Source organism: Salinispora pacifica DSM 45544 (genome assembly GCF_000378845.1).
Classification (GTDB): Bacteria; Actinomycetota; Actinomycetes; order Mycobacteriales; family Micromonosporaceae; genus Micromonospora; species Micromonospora pacifica.
In genome coordinates this window covers 292,481-318,110 of record NZ_KB905359.1, presented here as the reverse complement: position 1 = coordinate 318,110, position 25,630 = coordinate 292,481, and the positions used below count along the sequence as shown (strand labels likewise).

General features: G+C 72.6%; 25 protein-coding genes and 1 pseudogene. 12 read left to right on the top strand and 14 right to left on the bottom strand.

Going from position 1 to position 25,630, the window contains the following annotated elements:
- Positions 1-98 precede the first annotated feature (98 nt).
- A complete protein-coding gene (locus SALPAC3_RS0101365; RefSeq protein ID WP_026185138.1) occupies positions 99-1,058 on the top strand; it encodes a hypothetical protein in 960 nt (319 codons plus the stop codon).
- A gap of 18 nt (positions 1,059-1,076) precedes the next feature.
- Here SALPAC3_RS0101365 and SALPAC3_RS0101360 read toward each other — a convergent pair whose 3' ends face one another.
- Together SALPAC3_RS0101360 and SALPAC3_RS0101355 are read right to left on the bottom strand one after the other, a co-directional pair.
- Complete coding sequence (locus SALPAC3_RS0101360) at positions 1,077-2,699, bottom strand: ABC transporter permease (protein ID WP_018219472.1); 1,623 nt, start codon at positions 2,697-2,699, stop codon at positions 1,077-1,079.
- Complete coding sequence (locus SALPAC3_RS0101355) at positions 2,696-3,622, bottom strand: ABC transporter ATP-binding protein (protein ID WP_018219471.1); 927 nt, start codon at positions 3,620-3,622, stop codon at positions 2,696-2,698. The genes SALPAC3_RS0101360 and SALPAC3_RS0101355 overlap by 4 nt, the downstream gene beginning before the upstream one ends.
- Before the next feature lie 401 nt (positions 3,623-4,023).
- On the opposite strand from SALPAC3_RS0101355, the gene SALPAC3_RS0101350 reads away from it, so the two are divergent.
- Positions 4,024-5,805 carry an N-acetylglutaminylglutamine amidotransferase gene (locus SALPAC3_RS0101350; protein ID WP_080635101.1) on the top strand — a complete coding sequence of 594 codons (1,782 nt, stop codon included), beginning with the start codon at positions 4,024-4,026 and terminating at the stop codon, positions 5,803-5,805.
- Between the two features lie 75 nt (positions 5,806-5,880).
- On the opposite strand, the gene SALPAC3_RS0101345 is transcribed toward SALPAC3_RS0101350, so the two are convergent.
- The gene (locus SALPAC3_RS0101345; protein ID WP_018219469.1) at positions 5,881-7,017 is read right to left on the bottom strand and encodes a carboxylate-amine ligase; all 1,137 of its coding nucleotides are present in this window, start codon (positions 7,015-7,017) and stop codon (positions 5,881-5,883) included.
- A gap of 141 nt (positions 7,018-7,158) precedes the next feature.
- The gene (locus tag SALPAC3_RS0101340) at positions 7,159-7,581 is read right to left on the bottom strand and encodes a Fur family transcriptional regulator (RefSeq protein ID WP_018219468.1); all 423 of its coding nucleotides are present in this window, start codon (positions 7,579-7,581) and stop codon (positions 7,159-7,161) included.
- Between the two features lie 265 nt (positions 7,582-7,846).
- Between SALPAC3_RS0101340 and SALPAC3_RS0101335 the strand changes: the two genes are divergently transcribed.
- From SALPAC3_RS0101335 to SALPAC3_RS0101315, 5 genes are all read left to right on the top strand, one after another.
- The gene (locus tag SALPAC3_RS0101335; RefSeq protein ID WP_018219467.1) at positions 7,847-8,272 is read left to right on the top strand and encodes a TOBE domain-containing protein; all 426 of its coding nucleotides are present in this window, start codon (positions 7,847-7,849) and stop codon (positions 8,270-8,272) included.
- Positions 8,269-9,036: a molybdate ABC transporter substrate-binding protein gene (gene modA / locus SALPAC3_RS0101330; protein WP_018219466.1), complete on the top strand. Its 768-nt coding sequence runs from the start codon at positions 8,269-8,271 to the stop codon at positions 9,034-9,036. The genes SALPAC3_RS0101335 and modA overlap by 4 nt, the downstream gene beginning before the upstream one ends.
- The gene (locus SALPAC3_RS0101325; RefSeq protein ID WP_018219465.1) at positions 9,033-9,881 is read left to right on the top strand and encodes an ABC transporter permease; all 849 of its coding nucleotides are present in this window, start codon (positions 9,033-9,035) and stop codon (positions 9,879-9,881) included. The genes modA and SALPAC3_RS0101325 overlap by 4 nt, the downstream gene beginning before the upstream one ends.
- On the top strand, positions 9,878-10,942 hold the full coding sequence (locus SALPAC3_RS0101320) for an ABC transporter ATP-binding protein (RefSeq protein WP_026185137.1): 1,065 nt from the start codon (positions 9,878-9,880) through the stop codon (positions 10,940-10,942). The genes SALPAC3_RS0101325 and SALPAC3_RS0101320 overlap by 4 nt, the downstream gene beginning before the upstream one ends.
- Before the next feature lie 109 nt (positions 10,943-11,051).
- Positions 11,052-11,639: an ester cyclase gene (locus SALPAC3_RS0101315; RefSeq protein WP_018219463.1), complete on the top strand. Its 588-nt coding sequence runs from the start codon at positions 11,052-11,054 to the stop codon at positions 11,637-11,639.
- Positions 11,640-11,690: 51 nt separating this feature from the next.
- On the opposite strand, the gene SALPAC3_RS0101310 is transcribed toward SALPAC3_RS0101315, so the two are convergent.
- From SALPAC3_RS0101310 to SALPAC3_RS0101300, 3 genes and pseudogenes are all read right to left on the bottom strand, one after another.
- Entirely contained in the window at positions 11,691-12,245 is a 555-nt protein-coding gene (locus SALPAC3_RS0101310) for a GNAT family N-acetyltransferase (protein ID WP_018219462.1), read from the bottom strand.
- A gap of 8 nt (positions 12,246-12,253) precedes the next feature.
- Positions 12,254-12,951: pseudogene (locus tag SALPAC3_RS0101305) on the bottom strand (hypothetical protein); the annotation flags it as partial.
- A gap of 108 nt (positions 12,952-13,059) precedes the next feature.
- Positions 13,060-14,091 carry an ABC transporter substrate-binding protein gene (locus SALPAC3_RS0101300; RefSeq protein ID WP_018219460.1) on the bottom strand — a complete coding sequence of 344 codons (1,032 nt, stop codon included), beginning with the start codon at positions 14,089-14,091 and terminating at the stop codon, positions 13,060-13,062.
- Between the two features lie 76 nt (positions 14,092-14,167).
- Here SALPAC3_RS0101300 and SALPAC3_RS0101295 point away from each other — a divergent pair, with 76 nt between their 5' ends.
- Genes SALPAC3_RS0101295 through SALPAC3_RS0101275 form a run of 5 tightly spaced genes read left to right on the top strand, consistent with a single transcriptional unit; the run spans position 14,168 to position 19,772 of the window.
- Positions 14,168-15,259: a FecCD family ABC transporter permease gene (locus SALPAC3_RS0101295; RefSeq protein ID WP_026185136.1), complete on the top strand. Its 1,092-nt coding sequence runs from the start codon at positions 14,168-14,170 to the stop codon at positions 15,257-15,259.
- On the top strand, positions 15,256-16,284 hold the full coding sequence (locus SALPAC3_RS0101290; RefSeq protein ID WP_018219458.1) for a FecCD family ABC transporter permease: 1,029 nt from the start codon (positions 15,256-15,258) through the stop codon (positions 16,282-16,284). The genes SALPAC3_RS0101295 and SALPAC3_RS0101290 overlap by 4 nt, the downstream gene beginning before the upstream one ends.
- Before the next feature lie 26 nt (positions 16,285-16,310).
- Entirely contained in the window at positions 16,311-17,120 is an 810-nt protein-coding gene (locus SALPAC3_RS0101285) for an ABC transporter ATP-binding protein (protein WP_026185135.1), read from the top strand.
- Positions 17,117-19,225: a penicillin acylase family protein gene (locus SALPAC3_RS0101280; protein ID WP_018219456.1), complete on the top strand. Its 2,109-nt coding sequence runs from the start codon at positions 17,117-17,119 to the stop codon at positions 19,223-19,225. The genes SALPAC3_RS0101285 and SALPAC3_RS0101280 overlap by 4 nt, the downstream gene beginning before the upstream one ends.
- Positions 19,218-19,772, top strand: coding sequence for a GNAT family N-acetyltransferase (locus SALPAC3_RS0101275; protein ID WP_018219455.1), 555 nt, complete (start codon positions 19,218-19,220; stop codon positions 19,770-19,772). Before SALPAC3_RS0101280 ends, SALPAC3_RS0101275 begins: the two co-directional genes overlap by 8 nt.
- Before the next feature lie 339 nt (positions 19,773-20,111).
- Here SALPAC3_RS0101275 and SALPAC3_RS0101270 read toward each other — a convergent pair whose 3' ends face one another.
- The 7 genes from SALPAC3_RS0101270 to SALPAC3_RS0101240 all read right to left on the bottom strand — a co-directional run bounded on the left by SALPAC3_RS0101270 (position 20,112) and on the right by SALPAC3_RS0101240 (position 25,626).
- Entirely contained in the window at positions 20,112-20,864 is a 753-nt protein-coding gene (locus SALPAC3_RS0101270; RefSeq protein WP_018219454.1) for an SDR family NAD(P)-dependent oxidoreductase, read from the bottom strand.
- A gap of 151 nt (positions 20,865-21,015) precedes the next feature.
- On the bottom strand, positions 21,016-21,705 hold the full coding sequence (locus tag SALPAC3_RS0101265; RefSeq protein ID WP_018219453.1) for a RibD family protein: 690 nt from the start codon (positions 21,703-21,705) through the stop codon (positions 21,016-21,018).
- On the bottom strand, positions 21,698-22,342 hold the full coding sequence (locus tag SALPAC3_RS0101260) for a GTP cyclohydrolase II (RefSeq protein ID WP_018219452.1): 645 nt from the start codon (positions 22,340-22,342) through the stop codon (positions 21,698-21,700). Before SALPAC3_RS0101260 ends, SALPAC3_RS0101265 begins: the two co-directional genes overlap by 8 nt.
- An 11-nt stretch (positions 22,343-22,353) precedes the next feature.
- Positions 22,354-23,286: a lysylphosphatidylglycerol synthase transmembrane domain-containing protein gene (locus SALPAC3_RS0101255; RefSeq protein WP_026185134.1), complete on the bottom strand. Its 933-nt coding sequence runs from the start codon at positions 23,284-23,286 to the stop codon at positions 22,354-22,356.
- Positions 23,287-23,351: 65 nt separating this feature from the next.
- Entirely contained in the window at positions 23,352-24,200 is an 849-nt protein-coding gene (locus tag SALPAC3_RS0101250) for a methyltransferase domain-containing protein (RefSeq protein WP_018219450.1), read from the bottom strand.
- Positions 24,197-25,231: a glycosyltransferase family 4 protein gene (locus SALPAC3_RS0101245; RefSeq protein ID WP_018219449.1), complete on the bottom strand. Its 1,035-nt coding sequence runs from the start codon at positions 25,229-25,231 to the stop codon at positions 24,197-24,199. Before SALPAC3_RS0101245 ends, SALPAC3_RS0101250 begins: the two co-directional genes overlap by 4 nt.
- Complete coding sequence (locus SALPAC3_RS0101240; protein WP_018219448.1) at positions 25,228-25,626, bottom strand: 6-pyruvoyl trahydropterin synthase family protein; 399 nt, start codon at positions 25,624-25,626, stop codon at positions 25,228-25,230. Before SALPAC3_RS0101240 ends, SALPAC3_RS0101245 begins: the two co-directional genes overlap by 4 nt.
- Between the last annotated feature and the right edge of the window lie 4 nt (positions 25,627-25,630).

Below are 25,630 nucleotides of genomic sequence, written 5' to 3'. Positions count from 1 at the left end.
ACGCGGCGACACCGCACCTGCCGGCACTCCCCTCGTATCTGGCACCGACCGCACCACCCTTCGACCCGGCGGACCGGTTGACGGACGAGGGAGGCGACATGGCCGACGGCCCGCCGACGGAGGCGCCCCCGCCGCCGGTAGCTTCCGATCCGGATCAGCATCGCCCGGCCGCTCCGGACGCCACGCGCCCTGGCCGCTGGGCCCGGCTGGTGCGGGCGTGCCGACGGAGCACGACACGGCTGGCAGCCGGAGCGCGGCGAGTAGCCGCCCGGTTGGCACCAGCGACCCGTCGGTTCGCCGCCCAGCTGACATCAGCGGGCCGGCGACTCGCCGCCCGGTTGGCACCGGCCACCCGGCGGCTGTGGCGGTGGCTGCTCACGCTGGCCCGTACGGTCGACACGGCCGCCAAGCAGGGGCCGGCCCCACCCCCACCACAGGACCCGATCGAGCGGCGCGAGCCGGTCGGGCCGATCACCGTCTTCGCCCGGGGTTACGTCTTCACCTTCACCATCCGCGCCGACCTCACCTGGTGTTCGCAGGGACTGCGACCGGATCAGCTGGCCTGGTACGCCCACTACTTTCTGCCACCGGCCACCCAGCGGCTAACCAGCATCGCCGCCGATCTCGCCCGTACCGTCGCACCGCACCGGGCCGGCGAGTTGGAGGCACAGCTGCAGCGGAAGCTCGCCGGGCAGGAGCCGTGGTCGTTCGCACGCGGCGGTCAGACGGTCACCTGCCGGCCCGAGGCGTGGGTGCAACTCGACGAGCGGGTCCGCCAAGCCCTTCAGCCCTACTGGGAACGGGTGATCGCGCTGGACTGCCGACACGAGGAGTTGCTACGGCGCGCCCGCTACGCCGAGCAGCTCAACCGACGCTGGTCGGCGATCCTCGCCGACCTGCCCGACGCCGACGTCCCGGAGGCGGTCCGTGAGGGGCTGGCCCGCGCCCGGGAGCGAACCCTCTCCGAGCAGCGGGCCGCCGCGCGGTGGAGCGGTGAACTGCTACGCCAACGCCACACCGGCTCGGAGTCCGAAACGGAGCCGGAGGTATCCGGCTGACGTCCCGGATCGAGCCACTCAGCTGGGGACGTCGCGGCGGCGGAAGCCGGCCAGCCCGGCGGCGAGCAGCGCGCCGGCCACGGCGACAAGCAGCACCAGCGGTAGCGTGGTTGCCTCGACCGCCGGCACCGCGGGAACATGGGTGTACGGCGAGAGGTTGAGCACCGCCTGCGGCAGGTCGAGCGCCGCGCCGAGCTGCCCCAACAGCAGGAACCCGATCAGCACCGCCCAGGACAGCGACACCGACCACCGGGGAACCAACCCGAGCAGCGCGGTCACCAAGCCCGCCACCACCAGCAACGCCGGTAGCTGTAGTAGCCCGGCCCCGCCCAGTTCAAGCGCACACCGGCCCGGATCGCCGGCTGCGAGTCCGTAGCCGAGGCCGGTCGCGAGCCCGGCCAGCAGCACGAGGACCGCCGCGCCCAGGACGGCGCCCACCACCTGGGTGGCCAACCAGCGAACCCGGCCCACCGCGGTCGCGAGTACCGCCTCCAGGACGCCGCCCGCCTCGTCGGCGCGGGTACGCAGCAACGCCTGCACCACGTACGCGCCGACAGCCAACGCGAATACCCCCAGCATCGCGGCGAGGAACGCGTCCACCAGGTCGTCAACCCCGCCCCCCATCGCAGCGATCAGCTCGGCGGCGGCGGGATTCTCGGCGATCACGTCATTGACCTCGTCCGCGGCGAAGCCCATCGAAACCCCGAGGACCACCACCGCCACCGACCAGCCGACCAGGGAGCCGCGGTGCAGTCGCCAGAGCAGTCCGCTCGGGCTGAGCAGGCCGGCGGCGGCCCGGGCCGGCCCCCGCCGGTCGCTGAGCAGACCGGCGCCGAGGTCCCGCCGACGGGCGAGACCGAACGCGGCCAGGGTGGCGCCGACCAGTAACACGACCGGCAGGCCCAGAACCCACCACCGCTCGGCGCCGAACGCGCGTACCTGGTTGCCCCAACCGAGCGGGGAGAGCCAGGACGGCCAGGCGCTCACCAGTTGCAGGCCGTCCCGCTCACCGAGGACATCCCCGGCGGCACGGAGCAGGAACGCCACCCCGACGGTGGCCGCCGCCAGCGCGTTCGCACCACGGGAGGTAACCGTCAGCTGGGCGGCGACGGCGGCGACGGCGGTGAAGGCGATGCCGACCCCGCCAACCGCCCCGGCGGCGGCGAGGGATCCGGCCAGCGGCAGACCGGCGGCGGCGAAGGCCAGCCCGAGGAGGAGGGCGGCGGCGACGTTCGCCCCGACGACCACAAGCAACGGGGCGGCGAGCAACGCGTGCCGGCCGACGACCGCCGCACCGAGCAGCTCCGCCCGGCCGGTCTCCTCGTTCTGTCGGGTGTGCCGGACGACGGCGAACGTGCTGACCAGGGCGGCGAGCAGAGTTAACGTCAGGTACGCCTCCGCGACGACGATCGAGCCCAGTTCGGCGTTGAAGATCGGCCCGTTGAAGGCCCGCGCCACCACGCTGGTCAGCGCGGTGTCGGCATAGCTGAGGCGAGTGGCCTCGTCGGGGTAGAACTCGGAGACACTCCCGGCGAGGGCGAACCCGAGCAGCGGCGTACCGAGCAGCCAGGCTCCGAGCTTGATCCGGTCGCGGCGCAGGACGAGCCGGGCCAGTCGGCCGGTGCCGGTGAATGCGCTCACTGGGCCGGCTCCGCGCCGCCCCCGGCGACGATCCGGCCGTCGTCGGCCCCGTCGTAGTGCCGCAGGAACAGCTCCTCCAGGGTGGGCGGTGCGCTCACCAGCGCCCGGACCTCGAAGCGGATCAGGTGGGCGAGCAACGCGTCGAGGTGCTCCGGCTCGACCTCCAACCGGACCCGACCGTCAACGGCCCGGACCTCGTGCACGCCGGGTAGCTCCGCGACGCCGGTCAACCGGCGCACCGTCTCGACGGTGACCGTGGTGCGGGCGAGGTGCCGTAGCTCGATCAGGGAGCCCGACTCGACGGTACGGCCGGCGCGGATGATGCTGACCCGGTCGCAGAGCGCCTCCACCTCGGCGAGCACGTGACTGGAGAGCAGCACCGTGGCGCCGTTGCCGGTGAGCCGCCGCACCTCTTCCTGGAACACCGCCTCCATCAACGGGTCGAGCCCGGAGGTCGGCTCGTCCAGCACGTACAGCTCGACATCGGAGGCGAAGGCGGCGACGATCGCCACCTTCTGCCGGTTGCCCTTGGAGTAGGCCCGGCACTTCTTGGTCGGGTCGAGGTCGAATCGCTCCAGCAGCTCGTCGCGGCGACGCTGGTCCAAGCCACCGCGCAGGGCCCCGAACAGGTCGATCGCCTCCCCGCCGGAGAGGTTGGGCCACAGGTTCACGTCGCCCGGAACGTAGGCGAGTCGGCGGTGCAGCGTCACCGCGTCGCGCCACGGGTCACCGTCGAGCAGTCGCACCTTGCCGGCGTCACCGCGTAGCAGCCCGAGCAGGACACGGATGGTGGTGGACTTACCGGAGCCGTTGGGCCCGAGGAAGCCGTGCACCTCCCCCGCCTCCACCTGCAGGTTGAGCCCGTCGAGCGCGCGGACCGCACCGAAGCTCTTCACCAGGCCGTCAATCGCGATAACGGACATGGGATCTCCTGTCGCCGTCAGTTCGCGCCGGTTGCGCACGTCCGGCGCACCGCCCGGGGTGAACCGGTCGCCACCACCCTAGGGGTCCCGCGCCACGCTTTACCGGTCGCGAGTCCGCCTCGAAGCTCCGTTCGGACGCCGAAGCGCCACCGTGCGCCGTCGGCCGACCACGACGCCCGAGGCTGGCCGCAGGAGAGCACCGCGCGGTCTGGCCGGTGACGGGCACTGGGGCGGGTTTGAGCGACCCCGAGCCCGGGTACCCGGCGCACCCGTCCGCGGGACGGGGCCCGGGCCATGCCCGGTGGCCAGGTGAGACGGTGCGACGGGACGGTGGCCATGGATTCGACGCTCGGCCATCGGCCCTCCCGGACCGCCGGACAGCGGCCAGAGGGGCACTGAGCGTGTGCGGCATCAGCGGGGAAGCGCGTTTTGACGGATCGAGGCCGGGCACCGAGGCGGTGATCCGGATGAGCCAGGCGATGGAGTCCCGCGGCCCGGACGACACCGGCCACTGGGCGGACGATTGGATAGCCCTCGGACACCGCCGGCTCACCATCATCGACCTCTCCGACGCCGGCGCTCAGCCGATGGTGCGCGAGGACCTCGGATCAACGTTGGTCTTCAACGGATGCATCTACAACTATCCGCAGTTGCGCGAGGAGCTCCGAGCCGCCGGGCACACCTTCCGCTCCACCAGTGACACCGAGGTCATCCTGGTGGCGTACGCCGAGTGGGGGGAGGCCTTCGTCGACCACCTGGTCGGCATGTTCGCGATCGGGCTGTTCGACCGGACCCGTCAGCGGTTGGTGCTGGCCCGCGACCGGCTCGGCATCAAGCCGCTCTACCTGGCGGAGTCCCCCGGCCGCCTGCGCTTCGCCTCGACTCTGCCCGCGCTACTGCACGCCGGCGACGTGGACACCGACATCGATCCGGTTGCCCTGCACCACTACCTCTCCTGGCACTCGATTGTGCCGGCGCCCCGGACCGTGCTGCGTGGCGTCCGGAAGCTACCCCCGGCGACGCTGCGGGTGGTCGAGGCGGACGGGCGTAGCCGCGAACACGTCTACTGGCAGCCGGAGTACGCCCGCGACCCCGCCCACGCCGGTCGGGATGCCCGGGACTGGCAGGCAGCGGTCGGGGACGCCCTGCGCGCGGCGGTTCGCCGGCGGCTGGTGGCGGACGTCCCGGTCGGGGTGCTGCTCTCCGGTGGCCTGGACTCCAGTCTCATCGTGGCCCTGCTCGCCGAGGCGGGCCAGCACCACCTGCAAACGTTCAGCATCGGATTCGACGGCCGGGGCGACGAGGCCGGCGACGAGTTCCACTACTCCGACCAGGTGGCCCGGGCCTTCGGCACCGACCACCGGCGGATCCGACTCGCCGACAACGACCTCCTGCCGGCGGTACAGGCCACGATCGCCGCGATGACCGAGCCGATGGGCAGCCACGACGTGGTGGCCTTCCACCTGCTCAGCGAGCAGGTGGCCAAGCACGTCAAGGTGGCCCAGTCGGGGCAGGGCGCCGACGAGGTGTTCGCTGGGTACGGCTACCACCAGCCGCTCGCGAGGACGCCCCGGGACGGGGCGGCGGAGGTGTTCGCCGCCTCCTTCTTCGACCGTGACCACGCCGAGTTGTCCCGGGTTGTCAGTCCGGCATACGCCCACGACCGGGATGCCAGCCGGGAGCTACTCGTCGCCGAGTTGTCCGCACCCGGTGCGGAGACCGCGCTGGACGCGGTGCTGCGCCTGGATACGCACCGGATGCTCCCCGATGACCCGGTCAAGCGGGTGGACAGCATGTCCATGGCGTGGGGGCTGGAGGTCCGCACCCCCTTCCTGGACCAGGATCTGGTCGCGCTCGCCGCGGCCTGTCCGCCGGAGCACAAGGTGGCGCAGGGCGGCAAGGGCGTACTCAAGGAGATCGCTCGGGAGGTGCTGCCGGCGGAGGTGATCGACCGGCCGAAGGGGTACTTTCCGGTGCCGGCGCTGCGCAACGTCTCCGGGCGGGTGCGGGAGCTGGTCCTGGACGCGCTGCGAGCACCGGCCGCCCAGGAACGGGGGCTGTTCCAGCCCGAATATGTTGACGAACTGCTCGCCGACCCGGCGGCGACGCAGGCCGCGGCCGGCAGCAACAAGCTGTGGCAGCTCGGGCTGCTAGAGCTGTGGCTGCAGACGCACCAGCGGTAGGACGGACGGCCGCACCACCACCAGCGGTCGGACGGGCGGTTCGGCTCAGCGGTAGGACGGGCGGTCTGGCCCAGCTCAGGCGGGGGTGGGGCGGGTCTGTGCGGCCAGGTGGGCCAGCACGGCACCGACATCGCAGCCGGTCCGCTCCAGAATCCGACGCTGCCGTGCCGCACCGGTGCCCTCGTCCCGGAGCCGAGTCAGCTGGTCGAGCACGTACCCCCGGTCGCCCTGGCGCTCCAGGGCGGGCGTGACGAGGGCGAACATCTCGTCCACCAGGTCCCAGGCCGGCCGGGCGTGCCCGGTACGAAGGTCGACAAGGTCACCGTCGAGCCCGTCGTGAGCGGCCCGCCAGTGCGCGGCGGAGACCAGGCAGCCCCGGATCCGGGTCGCGCGGGCACCGCCCCGGACCTCCGCCGCGAGGGTCGCGACGAGGGCACGTACCAGCGCGGCCACCAACACCGTGTCGTCAACCGTGGGACAGACGTCGCCAACCCGAACCTCGACCGTGGGGTACGCGACGGAGGGCCGGACATACCAGTAGACCATCCCGGCATCGAGCATGATCCCCGCCTTGATCAGATCCGCCACCGTGGCGTCGTAGTCGGCGGCCGAGTCGAAGTACGGGGTGGGGCCGATGCTCGGCCAACGCTCCAGCTGCATTCCGCGCCAGCTCGCGTGCCCGGTGTCCTGGCCGTCGTGCAGCGGCGAGTTGACGGTGAGGGCCTGCACGACCGGCAACCACGGGCGCAGGTGATTGCAGACCTGGACCGCCAGTTCCCGGTCGGGCAGGCCGACGTGCACGTGGCAGCCGCAGACCGCCGGGTCGTGCGCGACCGGTCCGAACCGCCGGGACATCGCGTGGTAGCGAGGTTCGTCCGGTACCGTCCGGTGCGCCTCGTTCACTGGAGTCGCTCCCACCGCGACGAGGCGGGCGCCGGCGGCCTCGGCCGCGTCAATGGCGGCGGTGCGCAGCGCCACCAGATGCCGCCGCAGCTCCGTCAGGTCGGACACGACCGGCGTGACCATCTCGACCATACTGTGTCGAAACTCCTGCCGGCTCTGCTCGTAGGCGGCGCCGGACAACCCGTCGAGTACCCGGGCGGCGACCGGCATGCTCTCCCCCGTGTCGGAGTCCAGCAGCAGAAACTCCTCCTCCACCCCGAGGGTGAGGGTGTCCAGGTCGGGGCGGTCGGTGGCCGGACGGTACGTCATGGCGATCGGCGTCCGTTCGTCGGGCGGCGCGCGGCGCCGCGTTGCCGGGGTGCCGGGGTGCCGATTTCCCGAGCGACGGGGCGGGAAACACCCGGCTGGTGACAGCCGGCCGAGGTCAGGACGCGGCGCAGGCGGCCGAGGTCAGGACGCGGCGCAGGCGGCGCAGTTGCCGAAGATCTCCAGGGTGTGCCCGACCTCGGTGAAGCCGTGCTCGGCCGCCACCTGGTCGGCCCAGCGTTCGACTGCCGGGCCGGCCACCTCCACGGTCCGTCCGCAGGACCGGCAGACCAGGTGGTGGTGGTGACGACTCTGGCTGCACTGGCGGAAGAGCTGTTCACCGCCGGGCAGCCGGGTGGAGTCGATCTCGCCGGCGTCCACCAGAAGCTGCAGGGTCCGGTAGACGGTGGTCAGGCCCACCCGGGCGTCGCGGTCGCAGAGCATCCGGTGCAGTTGCTGCGCCGTGTGGAACCCGTCGAGCTCCCCGAGCAGCGCGAGCACCTCGGCCCGCTGCCGGGTGTTCCGGGTTGCGTTCGGAATCGTCTGCGGCACCGTACTCCCCACCATCTCACGTGTGCTGACCGCCGAGGCAGCTCCGGCGTACCCACATTATGCGCCGCCGGGTCAGACCCGGCCCGCGCCGTACGCCGCGGCGGCGGGCCGGGGCCCTCGATCCCGCCGCTGACGGGTAGACCGACCGGCGGACCAGGTAGGCACGCCGGCGCCGGACCAGACAGACCTCGCGGTTGCGAGGAAATCTGACTCCGGAACCTTGCAACCGCTGGATACGAGCGGGGTAACGCCTCTCGGATGCAGACGCTAAGGTGATCGGGTGACGAGGTTCCGGATCGGGGAGGCGGCCGAGCTGCTGGGGGTGAGCGCCGACACCGTCCGCCGCTGGATCGACGCCGGGCGCATTCGGGCAGAACGCGACGAGCACGGACACCGCGCCGTGGACGGGGTGGATCTGGCGGCGTTCGCCCGAGCGCAGGCGGCCGAGCGCGACGAGCGGTCCGACGCCTCGTCGGCCCGCAACCGCCTACGCGGCATCGTCGTCGGCGTCGTCCGGGACACCGTGATGGCCCAGGTCGACATCCAGGCCGGCCCGTTCCGCATCGTCTCCCTGATGAGCCGGGAGGCCGTCGACGAATTGGACCTGCGGGTCGGCTCGCTGGCCGTCGCCGTGATCAAATCGACGAACGTGCTGGTCGAGCGGACCACCCCGCCGGCCGGCACCCGGGGAAGGCAGGTGCCGTGAGGCCGCGTACCTCGGTCCTGGCCGCCGCCGTCACGCTGATCCTGGCCGGCTGCGGCACCCCGGGTGGTGAAGCCGCCGACGGTGGCGTGACCGGCACGGTGACCGTCTTCGCCGCCGCGTCGCTCACCGCGACGTTCGACCAGATCGGGCGCGACTTCGAGGCAGCCCATCCGGGCAGCACCGTCGTGTTCAACTTCGCCGGCAGCTCCGCCCTCGCCACCCAGCTCACCGAAGGGGCCCCGGCGGATGTCTTCGCCTCCGCCGCCCCGCAGCACCTCGCCGCCGTCGCCACCGCCGACGACGCGGACGGCACGCCGGCCGTCTTCGTCCGCAACCAGCTCGTCATCGCGGTCGCCGGCGGCAACCCCGAGGGCATCCGGAGCCTGGGTGACCTGACCCGGCCTGGGCTGAAGGTGGCGCTCTGCGCCGAGCAGGTGCCGTGTGGGTCGGCAGCCCGCCGGGCGCTCGACGCCGCCGGAGTCACGCTGACCCCGGTCACCCTGGAGGCGGATGTGCGGGGGGCCCTGGCGAAGGTGCGGCTGGGTGAGGTGGACGCCGCCCTCGTCTACCGCACCGACACGCACGCCGCCGCACCGGAGGTGGCGGCGGTGGAGTTCCCCGAGTCCGCCCAGGCCGTCAACGACTACCCGATCGCCGTGTTGGCCGACGCGCCGAACCCCACCGCGGCCCACGCCTTCGTGGCCCACGTCCGCTCCGCCCGGTCGCGGGCGGTGCTCACCGAGGCCGGGTTCCAGGCGCCATGACGCTCACCGAGCGTCCGGAGCGCCGGCCGGCGGGCTCCCGCCGGCCGCATGGCGCGCGGCGGCGAGTCGGTGGCGTCCCGGTCGCGTTGCTACTGCCGGCGCTGTTCGGTCTGGCCTTCCTGACCCTGCCGCTGATCGGTCTGCTGGCCCGCACCCCGTGGAGCACCCTGCCGCAGCGACTCGCCGAGCCTGGGGTGCTCGCCGCGCTGCGGCTGTCGCTGCTCACCGCCACCCTGGCGACCCTGCTCTGCCTGCTGCTCGGGGTACCGCTGGCGTGGCTGCTCGCCCGGGTGGAGTTCCCCGGCCGGCGGCTGGTGCGCGCCCTGGTCACCGTGCCCCTGGTGCTCCCGCCGGTGGTGGGCGGGGTGGCCCTGCTGCTGGTCTTCGGTCGGCGTGGGCTGATCGGGGGCTGGCTCGACCAGACCCTCGGGATCACGCTGCCGTTCACCACCACCGGCGTGGTTTTCGCCGAGGCGTTCGTGGCGATGCCGTTCCTGGTCATCGCCGTGGAGGGGGCGCTACGAGGCGCCGACCGCCGATACGAGGAGGCCGCGGCCACCCTCGGCGCCGGCCGGTGGACCACGTTCACGCACGTCACCGTGCCGCTGGTCGGCCCGGGCCTGGCCGCCGGCGCGGTGCTGTGCTGGGCCCGCGCGCTGGGCGAGTTCGGTGCCACGATCACCTTCGCCGGCAACTTCCCGGGCCGGACCCAGACCATGCCGCTCGCGGTCTACCTGGCGCTGGAGACCGATGTCGAGGCCGCGATCGTACTCAGCCTGATCCTGCTCGTCGTCTCGGTCGTGATCCTGGCGGGGCTGCGCGACCGGTGGATCGGCACACCGTGACCGGGCATCTCCTGGACGCGCGCCTCGCAGTGGAGCGGGGCGACTTCCGGCTGGACGTACCGCTGCGGGTCGCCGCCGGTGAGGTGGTGGCGCTGCTGGGTCCGAACGGCGCCGGCAAGACGACCGCCCTCCGGGCGCTCGCCGGCCTGCAGCCCCTGACCGCCGGCCACCTCACGGTGGCGGGCAGCGACCTGGACCGGCCGGACCGGCGCACCTTCGTCCCCGCCGAGCACCGTTCGGTCGGCGTGGTCTTCCAGGACTACCTGCTCTTCCCACACCTGAACGCGCTCGACAATGTGGCCTTCGGCCCGCGCCGGCACGGCGCCAACCGGTGGGCGGCCCGGCGCATCGCCGGGCACTGGCTGGCCCGGGTGGGGCTGGTCGAGCACGCCCGCCGGCGACCCGGGCAGCTCTCCGGCGGACAGGCGCAGCGGGTGGCGCTGGCCCGGGCGCTCGCGGTACGGCCGGCCATGCTGCTGCTCGACGAGCCGCTGGCCGCCCTGGACGCCCGTACCCGCCTGGACACCCGCGCCGAGCTGCACCGGCACCTGGCCGCCCACCCCGGCGCCACCGTGCTGGTCACGCATGACCCACTCGACGCGCTGGTGCTGGCCGACCGGCTGGTGATCGTGGAGGACGGTCGGGTCGTCCAGGAGGGCGACGCGGCCACGGTCACCGCCCGCCCCCGCACGGACTACGTCGCCCAGTTGGTCGGGCTCAACCTGCACCGGGGTCGAGCCGAGAACAACCGGGTCCGGGTGGCCAACGGGCTCCTGCTCACCGTCAGCGATCGCCTCGATGGTGACGCCTTCGTCGCGTTCCGGCCCTCGGCGGTGGGGCTGCACCCGGGTCGGCCGGTCGGTAGCCCGCCTAACACCTGGCCGGCCACGGTCGCCGGGGTGCAGCGGCACGGTGACAACCTGCGGGTGCAGTTGGACGGGCCGATCCGGGTGGCGGCCGACGTGCCGCCCGCGACCGCGGCGACCCTGCGCCTGGTTCCCGGCCAACCAGTGTGGGCAGCGGTCGGGGTGGCGGAGACGCGCGCGTACCCGACGGGGTGAGCGGTCCCGGCCCGACCCGTCGTGGCACTGGCACAGCCAAGTCGATAAGGTCAACTGTGTCCGAAAACGGTTCGACTGTCCCCCTACCCGCCGGACTCCGAGGAGCCTGATGTCACCCCGCACCCTTCCACCGGAGGACGTGCTGCGCGCTCGGGAGAGGCTCGTCCTCGACCATTTCGACGACGAGGCCCGCCAGGAGTGGGATCGCGTGCTGTCCACCTTCCCCCACCCGCACTACGAGTTGATCGCCTCGATGACCGTGCACGACGGCGACCGCGCGGTACGGGACTACTACCACGACACCCGGATCGCCTTTCCGGACCAGCACCACGAGATCATCGCGATCCGACACAGCCACGACGCCGTAATCGTAGAGTTCTGGTTGATCGGCACACATCTCGGTCCGCTCGGGAAGATCCCGCCGACCGGCGGTCGGCACCGTACCCGCATGACCGCGTACTTCATCTTCGATGAGAACGAGAACCTGGTCACCGAACGCGTCTACTTCGATCAGATGTCCATCCTCAAACAAGTTGTCGGCGGACTGGACAGGAAGAAGCCGCGAGACCTACTCAGGTTGCTGCGGGTCGTCCGCGGAATGCTGTCCATGGCGGGCGGTGCGGCAGACCCTCGTCTGCTGGCCGCCGGAAGCACGTCCCCTGTGCAGCACGCGAACGAAGGTCAGCGCGGCGGGTGAGGGCCGGCGCTGGACGTCCCCTTCAGCGGACGCCCGGTCCCAGACGTCGTGCTACCGGCGCGGCCGCCAATCGTCGGCCAGCACCGACCAGACCTGCATGTCGTTCTCCCGGCCGCCGGCCGAGGCCGGCCGCCCTGAGCTGCGCCGGCCATCGAGGGAGAAGCCCAGCCGTCGGGCCACGGCGAGGCTACGCTCGTTGCGGGCGTTGGTGTGCCACTCCACCCGGGCGACACCACGCTCAAGGACCGCCCAGTCGATCAGCCTGGTCACGGCACGGCTGACCAGCCCGCGTCCCTCCGCGTCGGGCTCCAGCCAGCAGCCCACCTCGCACTGCCCGAGCGCGGCGTCGAACGACACGAACATCACCCCACCGACAAGCCGCCAGCCGTCCCAGATCCCCCAGATGCCGCCGCTGTCCTGCGCCCACCTGTCGGCATACCGTTGCAGGACCGCCCGGGCCGACTCCAGGTCGGTGGCCATGAAGGACGGCCCCACCCAGGGCCGAATATGCTCACGGGCCCGCTCCAGGTGGGCGAGGAACTCCTCGGCTCGCCAGGGGTCCAGCGGGCGCAGGACGACGTCTTCGATCAGCGGCGACGCGAACAACCTCTACCTCCCCGGTTGGTGACGGCCTCATCCTCGCCCATCGTGCACCATGCCATTCGGCGACCGTCTGCCAGCAGGGTGAACCTGAGGTGCGCCCGGCCGTCCACCATGGTGCCGGCCACCACGGCGGCACCGGAGGCGGCGAGTGGGGCCCGGGTGTGCCGGTTGGCCTCGTCGGTCAGCTCGGTGTCGGTGCCGGCGGGGCACCAGCGGAAGACGACGGTGCTCAGCGGTGAGCGGGCGACCACCTCGAAGCGGGGGTCGGCCTCGGCGCGGGCCCAGGCGTCAACGGCGCGACGGCAGACCTCGTCGAAGAGCGCGCCGATCGCGTCCGGTGCGCCAGCGCTCTGGTCCCAGGTGTCCAGCGATGAATTGACCGCGGTGAGCATCGCCTCGCCGAGCAGCGCGGGATCGCCACCGGGCAGTTGAGGTGGGCCAGGGAGTGGGGGTGGTGGAACCAGACCGCGTCGCGCAGCCACAGCTCGTCCGGGGTGACCCCGGGTGAAGGGTCGGTCGACCGTGGCGACCCGATGGGCCACCTGCTCCACCCCCGTCGGCGAGCGCCTGTCGATAGTGGTCGACCGGGCCATTGCCAAGCAGGTACGCCTGGGCGGCAGCGTCCGGGGGACGCCTCCGGGTCGGGTCGGGCCGAGGTGGGCCTCGGGTCGAGTGGTACGGCGTCAACGGGGCCTGCGGACGGGTTCATGGCGCCCGGATTTGGCAGCCACCATCGTCCGCCGTGCGCTGACGGCGGTTGCGGTGAGTAGTTTCGGGCGGGTCCCGGCCGGCTGCGGCGCCGGCCGGGACGCGAGGGTCAGCTGACCTTCTTCGCACCCTTGATCGCGGTGGCCAGGTTCTCCAGCAGCGGGGCGGCGCCGGCGTACGAGAAGCGGGGCACGGCGTCCCAGGCGGTGACCTGGTTGGCCGCCACGGCCGGCAGCTGCGCCCAGGTCGGCTTGGTGGCGAGGTCGTCGGCCTGCAGCGCGGTGCTGCGGTTGTCGAGCAGAAGCAGGTCGGCCGGGAACTTGCCGGCGTTCTCCCAGCTGAGCGCTTCGAAGTAGTCGCCCGCCTCCAGCTTGGTGGGCACCACGAGGTCAACGCCGAGCTCGGCGAAGTACATCAGGTCGGTGCTGACCCGCGGGTTGGAGACGTAGAACAGGTCGGGGCTGCCGGAGCAGGCCATCACCTTGACACCCGGGTTGGCCTTGACGGCTTCGCGGACCGACTCCGCCGCGGCGTCAAAGCGGGCCTTCGCCTTGGTGACCGCCGACGCGGACAGGTCCGCGCCGAGGGACTCGGCGAGCTGCGCGTATCGTTCGATGGGCTGGGTCATGGGCACCCGTGCAGTGGTGATCGCCGCGACCTGGGCGAGGGAAACGATCTTGTCCTTGCTCTCGTCCGGCACGTACCAGAGTGCATCGGGGTCGTACATGTGGGTGACCAGCAGTTCGGGCCGCAGGCCGGCGTACTTCTCCAGGTTGAACTCGCCCCACGTGTTGCCGAGGATCTCCACGCTCTCCACGTTCAGCTCCCCGGCCTGCGGGTCCTTGCTGCCGTCGGCACGGGTGGTCTCGCCGAACACACCGACAACCTGCTCGTTGACGCCGAAGTCGACCAGCGCCGCGGCCACTCCGGTGAAGGCGACGACGCGGGTCGGAGGCGCGTCGGCGGAGAGCTTCTCGCCCCGGTCGTCGGTGAAGGACCAGGGGCCGGAGTCAGTGTCGGCGACAGGGGCGTCGGTGTCCTCACTGCCGCAGCCGGCGAGGAGGGCGGCCAGGCTGACACCGCCAGCGGCGGCGAGCAGACCGCGACGGGAAAGTCGACGGGCGGACGCGGGATGCGACATGTTTGATCTTTCGGTCGGGGTCGCGGGCAACCATGGACAAGCGGGGTTAGGCTAACCTAACCTAAGATGCTGCCAGATCTCGCCCCCGGCGATTCGCACCACCTCGGAGTTCACCCTGTCCGTCACTCACTCGCCGCCGTCCGCTGCGCAAACGGCTTCGGCGCACCCCATCCGACGCGGTCGCACCACCCCCCGCGCCAGCGGCCTCGCCGCCGCCGTGCTCCTACTCGCCGTCGTCGCGGTGCTCAGCATCGCCATCGGGGCAAAGGCCCTCCCCCTCGCCGACGTCTGGCCCGCCCTGCTCGACCCCGACGCGGACGAATACACCGTGGTCCACCAGATGCGACTGCCCCGCACGCTGCTCGGCCTGCTCGCCGGGGCTGCCCTCGGGGTGGCTGGGGCGGTCATGCAGGCGCTCACCCGCAACCCGCTCGCCGACCCCGGACTACTCGGCATCAACGCCGGAGCCTCCGCGGCGGTAGCCACCGGCACGGCCCTCACCGGTGTCGCGGGACTGAACGGACAGGTCTGGTTCGCGTTGATCGGCGCCGCCGCCGTCACCGCCGCCGGTTACGTCGTGGGCGGCGGGCGCGGCGCCACCCCCGCGCGGCTGGCCCTCGCCGGGGCCGCGCTCAACGCCACCCTCTACTCCTATGTGAGCGCGATCATGCTGCTCGACACCGCCTCACTGGAACGGTTGCGGTTCTGGACCGTGGGCTCGCTGGCCAGCGCCGAGCTGGCCCTCGTCGGCACGGTGGCGCCATTCATCGCGGTGGGGCTGCTGCTCGCCCTCGCCGTGGCCCGCCCACTGAACGCCCTCGCCCTCGGCGACGACACCGCACGGGCACTCGGCACGCGGCCGGCGCTGATCCGGGCGGCGGTCATCGCGGCGGTCACCCTGCTCTGCGGCGCCGCCACCGCCGCCTGTGGACCGATCGTCTTCGTCGGGCTGCTGGTCCCGCACCTCGTACGCGCGTTGACCGGGCCGGACCTGCGGTGGCTGCTGCCCTACTGTGCCGTGCTCGCACCCGTGCTCCTGCTCGGTGCCGACGTGCTCGGCCGGATCCTCAGCCGCCCCGGCGAACTCCAGGTCGGCATGGTCACCGCCGTGCTGGGTGGGCCGCTCTTCCTCTGGCTGGTACTACGGGGGCGGGTGGGGCAGCCATGATCGTCTTGCGTACTCCCGGCGGTGTCTCGCTGCGCCTACACCCGCGCGCCCTCACCGTCGGCCTGACCTGCGCGCTACTCACCCTCGCCGTGGGGGTGCTGGCACTGGGGAGCGGCGACTACCCGATGAGCGCCGCCGATGTGCTCCGCACCCTGGCCGGCGGCGGTACCCCGGCCCAGGAGTTCATCGTCCACGAGCTACGACTCCCCCGCCTCGCCACCGCCATCGCGGTCGGCGCCGCGCTGGCTCTGGCCGGCGCCGTCTTCCAGACCCTGGTCCGCAACCCCCTCGGCAGTCCCGACCTGCTCGGCTTCACCCAGGGCGCGGCGACCGGCGCGCTGGTGGTGATCGTCGTCGGCGGCACCAGCACGATGCTCTCCGGAGCCGCCGCCATCAGCGGATTCGCCACCGGCCTCCTGATCTACCTGATCGCCTGGCGCCGCGGGGTGCACGGCTACCGACTCGTGCTGGCCGGCATCGGGATCGCCGCGATCCTTACCGGGGTCAACGGGTGGCTGCTCACCCGCGCCCCACTGATGGACGCCGCCCGGGCCGTACTCTGGCTCACCGGCAGCCTCGACGGCCGGGGCTGGATCCACGCCCTGCCGGTCCTGATCGCCCTCGCCCTGCTCGGGCCGGCGGTGCTGGCCGGCGCCGGGCCCGCCCTGCGGCTGATGGAGATGGGCGATGACTCTGCCAACGCCCTCGGCGTGCCGGTCGAGCGGCTGCGGCTGGCCCTGCTCGGCGCGGCCGTGCTGCTGGTCTCCCTCGCCTCGGCGGCGGCCGGCCCGGTCAACTTCGTGGCGCTCACCGCGCCGCACCTGGCCCGACGACTCACCCGCGCACCCGGGCCCAATCTGCTGCCCTCGGCGCTGCTCGGGGCACTACTACTGGTCGTTGCCGACCAACTCGCTCAGCGCGCCGTACCCGGCCACCAACTTCCGGTGGGCGTGGTGACCGGCTTGATCGGCGGCGGATACCTGATCTGGCTACTGGCGGCCGAGCGCCGGGCGGGCCGGCTGTGACCACGACGGAGAACGGAGCACCGAAGATGCGGTCCCGGTTACGCGGTGACGCGATGACCCTGGCGTACGAACGGCGGACCATCTCCCGCGAGTTGACCGTTGACGTTCCGGACCAGTCGTTCACCGTCGTCATCGGTCCGAACGCATGCGGCAAGTCCACCCTGCTGCGTGCCCTGTCCCGGCTGCTGCGACCGAGCGTCGGTGCGGTCCTGCTGGACGGGGCGGACATCCACCGACGTCCCGCCCGGGAGATCGCCAAGACCCTCGGCCTGCTGCCCCAGTCGTCGATCGCCCCGGACGGCATCGCGGTGGCCGAGCTCGTCTCCCGAGGGCGATACCCACACCAGGGGCTGCTGCGGCAGTGGTCCCGCGAGGACGAAGCCGTGGTCGCCGAGTCGATGGCGGCCACCGGCGTCGCCGACCTCGCCGACCGTCCGGTAGCCGAACTCTCCGGCGGGCAACGACAACGGGTCTGGCTCGCCATGGCCCTCGCCCAGCAGACCCCCCTGCTGCTGCTCGACGAACCCACCACGTATCTGGATATCGCCCACCAGATCGAAATCCTGGACCTCTGCGCCCGGCTACACGAGGAGGAGGGTCGTACGCTGGTCGCCGTACTCCACGACCTGAACCAGGCCGCCCGCTACGCCACCCACCTGATCGCGATGCGCGACGGGCAGGTGGTGGCGACGGGCCCGCCCCAGACGGTGGTCACCGCCGCGCTCGTCGAGGAGGTCTTCGGCCTCCCCTGCCGGGTCATCGACGATCCGGAGACCGGCACCCCGCTGGTGGTGCCGGCGGCCCGGCGCCGGGCCCCGATCGGAGTCATGGCGTGAGACTCTTCCGAGACCGGTGGGGTGTCCCGCACCTGCGGGCCGACGATCCCGACGAACTGGCCTACGCCCAGGGCCGGGTCACCGCGTACGACCGGGCCTGGCAGATCGAGGTGGAGCGGCACCGGTCGCTGGGGGCGAGCGCCACGTTCCTCGGCCCCGAGGCGGTGCCGTGGGACCGGCTCGCCCGCCAGGCCCGCCTCGCCGACACCGCCCGGCGCTGCCACGCCCGCCTCGACCCGGCGACCGCCTCCTGGGTGGGCCGGTACGTGGCCGGAGTCAATGCCGGCCTGGCCGCGGGGGCGGCCCGCGACCCGCGCTTCGCCACCGCTGGGCTCGACGCCGGTCGGTGGGAGCCGTGGACCCCGCTGGCGATCTGGCTGGCCCACCACGTCCTCTTCGCCGGCTTCCCCAGCAAGCTCTGGCGCGAGCACGTTGCCCGGCGACTCGGCCCGGAAGCCGTCGCGCTCTTCCAGGCGGACGCGCCGGTCAGCTCCGGCAGTAACGGCTGGCTGCTGACTGGCGACCGTACCGCCACCGGTGCCGCCCTGCTCGCCGGCGACCCACACCGGCACATCGAGGACCCGGGCATCTACCAGCAGATCCGCCTCGCCTGCCCGGCGTACGACGTGGTCGGCCTGGCGGTGCCGGGGGTTCCCGGCATCGCCCACTTCGGGCACACCGGCGAGGTCGCCTGGGCGATCACCAACGCGATGGCCGACTACCAGGACCTGTACGCCGAGCGGCTACGTCGACGGGGCAGCGGTGTGGAGGCCTACGGGCCGGACGGCTGGCAGCCGACGCGCACCCACGCAGAGACGATCACGGTGGCCGGCGGCGAGCCGGTCGAGGTGGAGGTGGTGGAGACCGACCGGGGGCCGGTGGTCGTCGGCGGCCCGGAGTCGGCCGAGGCGATCAGCCTCCGCTACCCGCCCCGGGTCACCGGCGAGCTGGGCTTCGCCGCGTTGCCGGCGCTCCTGCGGGCACGCACCGTCGCCGACGTTGACGCCGCCGTGGAGCACTGGGTGGAGCCCGTCAATGTGGTGCTCGCCGCCGACACCGCCGGTGGGCTGCTGCACCGGGTCGCCGGTGCGGTGCCGGCCCGCCCGGCGGCCAACGGCGTACGGGTTGTACCGGCGTGGGAGCCCCGGTACGCCTGGTCTGGTTGGTGCTCGATGCCGCGGGCCACCGTCACCGAGGTCGCCGTGATGGCCAATGAGCGCGCTGTCTCCGCTCCGCTGGGGGTCGAGTTCGCACCCCCGCACCGGGCCCGGCGCATCCGCGAGTTGCTCGACGCGACCACCGGTTGGACGGCGGAGCGAATGGCCGACGTGCACACCGACACGTACACGGCCGCCGCCGGGCCGCTGCTCACCCTCCTGGCGGGCCTGGCGGAGCTGCCGACGCCGGCCGCCGCGCTGCGAGACCGGCTGCTGCGCTGGGACCGACGGATGGCCGCTGACAGCGCCGACGCGGGCGCCTTCGCCGCCGTCCGGGCCGCCCTGGTCCGGCAGATCACCGCGCATCCGGCGCTGGCGGCGCTCGCCGACCCACCGGCGTACCCGGAGGTCTTCGCGCCCTGGTTGGCGCTGGCCCCTCGGGTGGGGACGGCACTGGGCACGTTGCTCGCTCCCGACGCGCTCCCCGGCCTGGACGCGCCGGCCCTGGTCCGGGCCGCGCTGCTGGAGGTCGCGGGCAGCGACCTCGACCCCGCCGTCGGCCGCGAGGCAGCCCGATGGGGCGCCCGCCACCGGCTCGCGCCCTGGCGGGCGGTGCCGGTCACCGTGGTGGTGGAGAACGTGGTCGCGGACAATCCGGTGCCGGGTTCCCCGGAGGTGGGTGCCGGACCGGAACTCGGCGGAGAGCACGACTGTGTACTCTCCACCTCCAGCGTGCCCGGTCTGACCGACCTGTGCCGGCGCGGGCCGGCCGCCCGGTACGCCTGGGACCTCGCGCGCCGCGAGAACAGCCGCTGGGTGGTGCCCCTCGGCACGGATGGGGTGCCCGGCTCGGCGCACGACGACGATCAACTGGCCGCCTGGCAACGCGGGGAGCTGCTGCCGGTGGTTACCGACTGGGACAAGCTGACTGAGGAGCGAGATGGGTGACCGGGTGGTTTTCGGGCGAGTGGTCAAGGGCTTCGGCGAGGTACAGCTGCGGCCGGTGGATCCGGAGGGCGACCTGGATCTCATCCACGGCTGGGTCAGCCAGGAGCGGGCCCGGTTCTGGGGGATGCGTGACGCCGGTCGCGACCGGGTGGCGGAGATCTACCGCCACCTGGACTCACTCCCCACTCACCAGGCCTGGCTGGCGCTACGCGACGGGGTTCCGGCGGCGCTGTTCGAGACGTACCAGCCGGACACCGATCCGGTGGGTAAGGTGTACCCGGTCCAGCCCGGCGACCACGGCATCCACTTTCTGATCGGCCCGCCGGCCCGCCCCGAGCCGGGCTTCACCGGCCACCTCTTCGGGCTCCTGGTCGACTTCGTCTTCGCCGACCCCACCCACCAGCGGATCATCGCTGAGCCAGATGCCCGCAACGAGCGGGCACAGGCCCGGCTGCGCCGTACCGGCTTCGTCGATGGGCCGCTGGTCGACCTGCCGGGCAAGCAGGCCCGACTGATGTTCCTGGACCGTACCGCCGTGGGCCGCTGACTGGCCGGTAGTGGAAAGGTCCGTACACCGGAAGGTCCGTACACCGGTAGGCTCGGGCGCCCGAAGGCTTGGCATCGGACGGCTAGGCAACCGAGCGTTTCTGGACCGCCGGGCCGGGCGCCAGGAGGATACCTCTTCCAACCGCTGTCGAGCTGCCCCACGGACGAGACCATTGCCGGCGGCTTCCCGAATCGGCAACAGCGGCCACCCGGCCCGTCCGACCGGCGGAGTCACCGATTCGCTGTGGCTGGTATTCGCCCGCCTAAACGGGCATCGGTGCACGCGGTGCGGCAGCCCGTGGTGGTCGAGGTACGCAGCCCGGATGCGCCGAAGGGCGACTCAGTCGGCGAACGGGCCTCGGACTGTCACGCCCCCGTCAACGGCGACGCTTTGCCCGGTCACATAGGACGAAAGCGGTGAGGCCAGGTAGACGGCAGCTGCGGCGGCGTCGTCAGGAGCGCCGAGTCGGCGCATCGGGATCTCGGGCACCTCGCCGGCAGGCTGCGTAGAATTTGCTACCGCCGTTGCGATGGCACCGCAGGACACGATATTCATGCGGATACCGTCGGCGGAGTACTCGGCAGCGACAGTCCTGGCGAGACTTACGAGGCCGGCCTTGGCGGCACCATAGCCAGCCTGCCTGGGTGCGGCCATTACCCCAGCGACCGAACCGACACTTACGATGGAACCGCCCTGCCCCTGGGCCAGGAAGGCACGGATCGCGGCGCGGACCGCACGGACGGCATAGCCGAGGTTCATTTCGTACGCGAGGTCCCAGTCGTCGTCGCTCATCTCGTGTAGCCGCACCGCGGGCACGAAGGCGACCTGCCCGCCCACAACAGTCACGAGCGTGTCGAGCCGGCCAAACTCGGCGATCGTGGCAGCGACAAAGGTGTCCACAGTTGATCGAGACCGTACGTCGCCGATGAGGGGAAGAGCACGGGCGCCGGATCCGATCAACTCCTCAACGGCATCGTGCGAGCGCACATTGTCAATGTCAGCGACGGCGACGGCAGCGCCAGCCGAGGCGAACGCCCGCGAGATCGCCCGTCCGATTCCTTTGCCTCCGCCACCGATGATCAGCGCGCTCATGCCGTCGAGTGATTGAGCCAGGCTATGCATCGCCAGATTCTTCCATGACCATGGGGGGTCCGCGCCCTGCCGCCCGCCGCCACCGCCCGCGCCCCGCCGCAGGCTACGGCGGGTCATCGCGGCGTGGGAGCATCCACGCCAGATGCGGCGGTCAGCCGGGACAGCGGTCGGTGAGGGCGTAACGAACCAACGCGACATCGCCGATCTGCCGCACCTCGGCGACCTGCGCCCGGCGTCCGGCGTGCCACGGGAATGAGCCGTCTCGCACAAAGCGGGGTGCCCGGCCGTCCCCGACGAAGAACGGGGCGACCACCAGATGTAGCTCGTCGGCGAGTCCGGTGGCGAGGAACTGGGTGTGCATGCTCGCGCCCCCCTCCACCAGCAACCGGCGAATCCCCCGGGCGGCCAGGTCGGCAAGCACCGATACCAGGTCAACCGGCTCCCCGGCGTCGACCACGGTGGCGAGCTCGCCCAGGCGCTCCCGGGCCTTCACCACCCCCGGGGTGGCACAGTAGATCAACCGTACGGTCGCGCCGGTGGTGAACACCCGAGCCCGCGGGTCAAGGTCGCCGCAGCCGGTGATGGTCACCCGGGCGGGTGAGGCAGCCCGGCCACGGGCAACCCGTGCGGCCCGCCGCGCCGCGGACCGCACCAGCAGCCGCGGATCGTCCCGCCGGATGGTGCCCGCACCAACAAGGATCGCGTCGCAGCCGGCCCGCACCTCGTCGATCCGGTCCAGATCGGCGTCGTTGGAGAGCACCAGCCGCTGACCGGTCGCGTCGTCGATGTAGCCGTCCAATGACGCGGCACAGCTGAGCAGGACGTACGGGCGCTCAGTCATGAACGAAGGGTAGGTCGAGGGCGTGCTCGCCGCGAGTCGCCTTGATCGCCAGATAGTCGGCGTTGGTCGCGGAGAGGAAGACCCCGGTGGTCACTCGTTCGCTGACGGCGACACCGTGTCGGTTCAGCTGTGCGTACTTGTCCGGGTTGTTGCTGAGCAGCGCGACCCGGTCCACGCCGAGGGCGGTGAGCATCTGCGCGGCGACGGTGTAGTCCCGCTCGTCCGCCCGGTGGCCGAGGGCGATGTTCGCCTCGTACGTGTCCAACCCGGTGTCCTGCAACGCGTACGCCGCCAACTTCGCGTACAGGCCGACGCCCCGGCCCTCCTGGCGCAGGTAGAGCAGGTAGCCACCGCGGTCGGCGATCCGTTCGACCGCCTCGCGTAGCTGCGGGCCGCAGTCGCAGCGCTGGCTGCCGAAAACGTCCCCGGTGAGGCACTCACTGTGCGGCCGCACCAGGGGCACCGAACGCTCGGTCGGCACAACCGCCGGGTCAGCCCGGTCACCGAGCCCAAAGGCCAGGTGCTCACGCCCGTCAACCAGACCAGCAAAGGAGTAGACCCGGGCCGTGGTGGCGTACCCGTCCGGGAATCGTAGCGGGACGACGACCTGGGTACGGATCGTGGCAATGGGATGCATCGGACTCCTCGTCAGCGGGTGCCAGCTGGCACGCGGACACGACGGGCCGCCAGGACGGCGGCGCCGGGAAGACTGGCGACGAGCACCAGAGCTCCGTAAACGATGGCGGTAGCGACGCCCTCAGCGGCGGAGAGGCCGGCGGCGCCGAATGCCCATGCGGCCGCGCCCTCGCGGGGCCCGAAGCCAGCTATGTTCGCCGGGATGCTCGTGGCGAGCAGGGCCAGTAGGGTCAATGGCACCAACAGCGACAGCGGCGCCGTGGAGCCGGCGGTTCGGGCGGCGAGCACAAAGGTCGCCAGGTGCCCCGCCACGGCCAGGGTCGAGGCGAGCAGTACCCCGAGCCAGGTGCGGCGGGCCAGGAGGCCGGCGCGGATGTCGGCGCCGGCGACACGGACCACCCGCGCCCACCGGGACTGACCGGCGGGACGCACCCACCCCAGGAGCGCTGCGCCGAGGCCGACACCGGCCAGAGTAGTGGTCACCACCGGCAGGTACGGCCGGACCGGGGACGGGAACGCGGCCAGCACCACCACCGCGACCACCGCGAGGACCACCTGGCCGGCGGTCCGCTCCCAGAGGACGGCCCGGACACCCCGGCCGAGGTCCCCCGCGGACCGCCCGTGGCGGACCGCCCGGTGTACGTCGCCCAGGATCCCGCCGGGCAGCGTCGCATTGAGAAAGACCGCCCGGTAGCAGTGGGCGATGGCGGTGCACAGCGGCAGCCGGACCCCGAGTCCCCGGGCCACCAGACTCCAGCGCCACGCACCGCAGACCGTGGTGACCCCACCGATCGCCACCGCCGTGGCCAACGCCGGGACGGTGATCAGGCGCAGCCCGGCAAGGAACGGGCCGGTGCCCACCAGCCAGAGCAGCAGGGCCAGCAGGCCGAGGCCGCCCAGCGTACGGGCCCACGCCCAGCGCCGGCCGCTGGCTGCCGGTAGCAGGGCGCCGACCTCGCCATCCGGCCCTGCCTCGCGGTCCGTCCTTGGGTGGGCACGCTCCACAACCGTCACGAGTTCACCGTCGGTAGGGCCAACAGGTCCCGGTGGTCCACCAACACGGAAAGCCGGCCAGCCGCAAGGTCGGCCCGGCGACGACGCACGTACCCGGTCAACGGGCCGGCCAGCTGGGGCCGCTGCTCCTGGGCTGCGTCGGTCCAGCCGCTGAACCACTCCCCCAACAGGCCCGCATCGGCCGGGCCGAGCCGCCACGGGCTGGACCGCGATGTGACCACAGCGCCCTGCCGGGCGAAGGCGGCGGCGGTGTCGGCCACCGCGTCCGGACCGAGTAGCCGCCGTCCCCGAACAGTACGGCGCTGGTGGTCGTCGAACGCGGAAGCGACCTCCACGTCGAGCGGGTCCGCGGGGTCGAGGCGGACGTGGCCGACCACCGAGAGCGTAAAGAGAGCCGGACGCCCGGCGCAGGCCGCCGCCACCCGTCCGACTTCCTCGGCGGTGAGCATGTCCAGCAGCGCGGAGGCGGTGATCAGGTCGGCCTCGGCCAGCTCGGTGGCCGTGAGCCGGGTCAGGTCACCGCGACGGGTCTCGACGGTGACCGGGCTCCCGTCGGCGGCAGCCGGTGGTGGGTCGGCGGCGGCCCGGGCCAGCAGGCTGGCGTCTCCGTCGTGCAGAACCCAGTGTTGGGGCCCGGGTAGGCGAGGAGCGAGCCACCGGCCCATCGCGCCGGTGCCGCTGCCAAGGTCGTGAACGACGACCGGGCGGGTGCCGGTGAGCCGGGCCCGGACCTGGTCGGCGAGGTCAACGACGCGGGCGACGGCGTCGGCCGGTTCCCGCCGGGTGAGCCAGTCCGCGAAGGCCGCCGGTAAGCCCAGCTCGAGGTCACCATCCCGATCCTTCATCTCGCTCCTTCCAGCGCCGCCGCGAGCGATCTGGTGGTGGTGGTCCAGCAGGTGAGAGTCGCCCGGCGGGCGCGCGCGGCGCGGCGCAGCCGGTCCCGCAGGGCCGAGTCGACGAGCCAGCGGCGGAGCGCGCCGGCGAGAGCGGCCGGGTCATCTGGGGGCACCAGCATTCCGGGCACCGTCCCGTCCGGGGCGCGGCCGAGGGTGTCGGGCAGGCCACCGGCGGTGGTGGCCAGCACCGGTACACCGCGCGCCAGCGCCTCCGTCACCACCATCCCGTACGTCTCGACCCGGGAGGCCAGCACCAACAGGTCGGCGGTGGCGTACCCGGCGGCCAGGGCGACGCCGGTACGGGGTCCGGCGAGGTGCACCCGCCGGGCGAGACCCAGGTCGTCGATCCGTCGCCGGAGCCGCTGGACGAAGCCCGGGTCCTGGGTGAGCGACCCGAGGCAGTCACAACGCCAGGCTAGCTCCCCGACGATGGCGAGGGCGTCAACCAGTGTGTCGTGTCCCTTGTGTGGGGTGAGGGCGGCGACGCAGAGCAGCCGCTCGCCCGCTGCCGAGCCGCGCCCGGCGGTGGCCCGGTCAACCCCGGGCGCCGCCACATACACCCGCTCGGCGGGCAGCCGGTACCGGTGGAGCAGCCACCGGCGGGTCCAGGTACTGGTCGCCACGATCACCGCCGCGTGCCGTAGGGCCGCCCGCTCCGCCGCGTTGTCCAGCGGCAGGTGCACCAGCACCGCCAGGCGCAGCCGCCCGGCGTGCGGGGCCAGAAGCTCCGGTACCGCGCTGGCGACGAGCCCGTCGAACAGGACGAGTGAACCGGACGGCAGCGCGACGAGCACCCCGGCGAGGGCGAGGCGGTCCGCGCTCGCCGGGTACGGCCAGGCGCCGGGCACCGGGTGCTCGTGGATCGACCAGCCGACGGCTGCCAGCCCGTCGAGGACTCGCCGGTCGTACCGGTTGCCGCCACTCGGGTTGGCCGGATCGTCCACGTTGCCCGGTAGCACGACGTGCAGGGCGTGGGTCACAACGACCGTTCGTAGCTGGCCCAGGCGACGTGCGACTCGTGCAGAGTGACGCTGATGCCGCTCAGACCACCGGCGCCCGTGCCCAACTCCCCCGCGTGTACGCGCGCCGCGAGGCGGTCGGCGACGGTGCGAGCCAGTACCTCGGTGGTGGTGTTCACCCCGGCGAACTCCGGCTCGTCGTCCAGGTTGCGGTAGGTCAGCTCGGCGAGGACCGCGCGCAGTTGCGCGGTGGCCCGACCGATGTCGACCACGACCCCGTCGGTGTCCAGGTCACCGCGGCGGAAGGTCGCGTCCACCACGAACGTCGCCCCGTGTAGTCGTTGGGCGGGACCGAACACCTCGCCCTGAAAGCTGTGGGCGATCATCATGTGGTCCCGGACGGTCACGCTGAACACAGTG

Coding starts and splice junctions, on each gene's coding strand:
- SALPAC3_RS0101365 (WP_026185138.1), top strand. CDS start 99: ATGGCCGACGGCCCGCCGACGGAGGCGCCCCCGCCGCCGGTAGCTTCC.
- SALPAC3_RS0101355 (WP_018219471.1), bottom strand. CDS start 3,622: ATGTCCGTTATCGCGATTGACGGCCTGGTGAAGAGCTTCGGTGCGGTC.
- SALPAC3_RS0101345 (WP_018219469.1), bottom strand. CDS start 7,017: ATGACGTACCGTCCGGCCACCGACCGCCCCGACCTGGACACCCTCACC.
- SALPAC3_RS0101340 (WP_018219468.1), bottom strand. CDS start 7,581: ATGGTGGGGAGTACGGTGCCGCAGACGATTCCGAACGCAACCCGGAAC.
- SALPAC3_RS0101325 (WP_018219465.1), top strand. CDS start 9,033: ATGACGCTCACCGAGCGTCCGGAGCGCCGGCCGGCGGGCTCCCGCCGG.
- SALPAC3_RS0101315 (WP_018219463.1), top strand. CDS start 11,052: ATGTCACCCCGCACCCTTCCACCGGAGGACGTGCTGCGCGCTCGGGAG.
- SALPAC3_RS0101300 (WP_018219460.1), bottom strand. CDS start 14,091: ATGTCGCATCCCGCGTCCGCCCGTCGACTTTCCCGTCGCGGTCTGCTC.
- SALPAC3_RS0101290 (WP_018219458.1), top strand. CDS start 15,256: ATGATCGTCTTGCGTACTCCCGGCGGTGTCTCGCTGCGCCTACACCCG.
- SALPAC3_RS0101285 (WP_026185135.1), top strand. CDS start 16,311: ATGCGGTCCCGGTTACGCGGTGACGCGATGACCCTGGCGTACGAACGG.
- SALPAC3_RS0101275 (WP_018219455.1), top strand. CDS start 19,218: ATGGGTGACCGGGTGGTTTTCGGGCGAGTGGTCAAGGGCTTCGGCGAG.
- SALPAC3_RS0101270 (WP_018219454.1), bottom strand. CDS start 20,864: ATGAGCGCGCTGATCATCGGTGGCGGAGGCAAAGGAATCGGACGGGCG.
- SALPAC3_RS0101265 (WP_018219453.1), bottom strand. CDS start 21,705: ATGACTGAGCGCCCGTACGTCCTGCTCAGCTGTGCCGCGTCATTGGAC.
- SALPAC3_RS0101260 (WP_018219452.1), bottom strand. CDS start 22,342: ATGCATCCCATTGCCACGATCCGTACCCAGGTCGTCGTCCCGCTACGA.
- SALPAC3_RS0101250 (WP_018219450.1), bottom strand. CDS start 24,200: ATGAAGGATCGGGATGGTGACCTCGAGCTGGGCTTACCGGCGGCCTTC.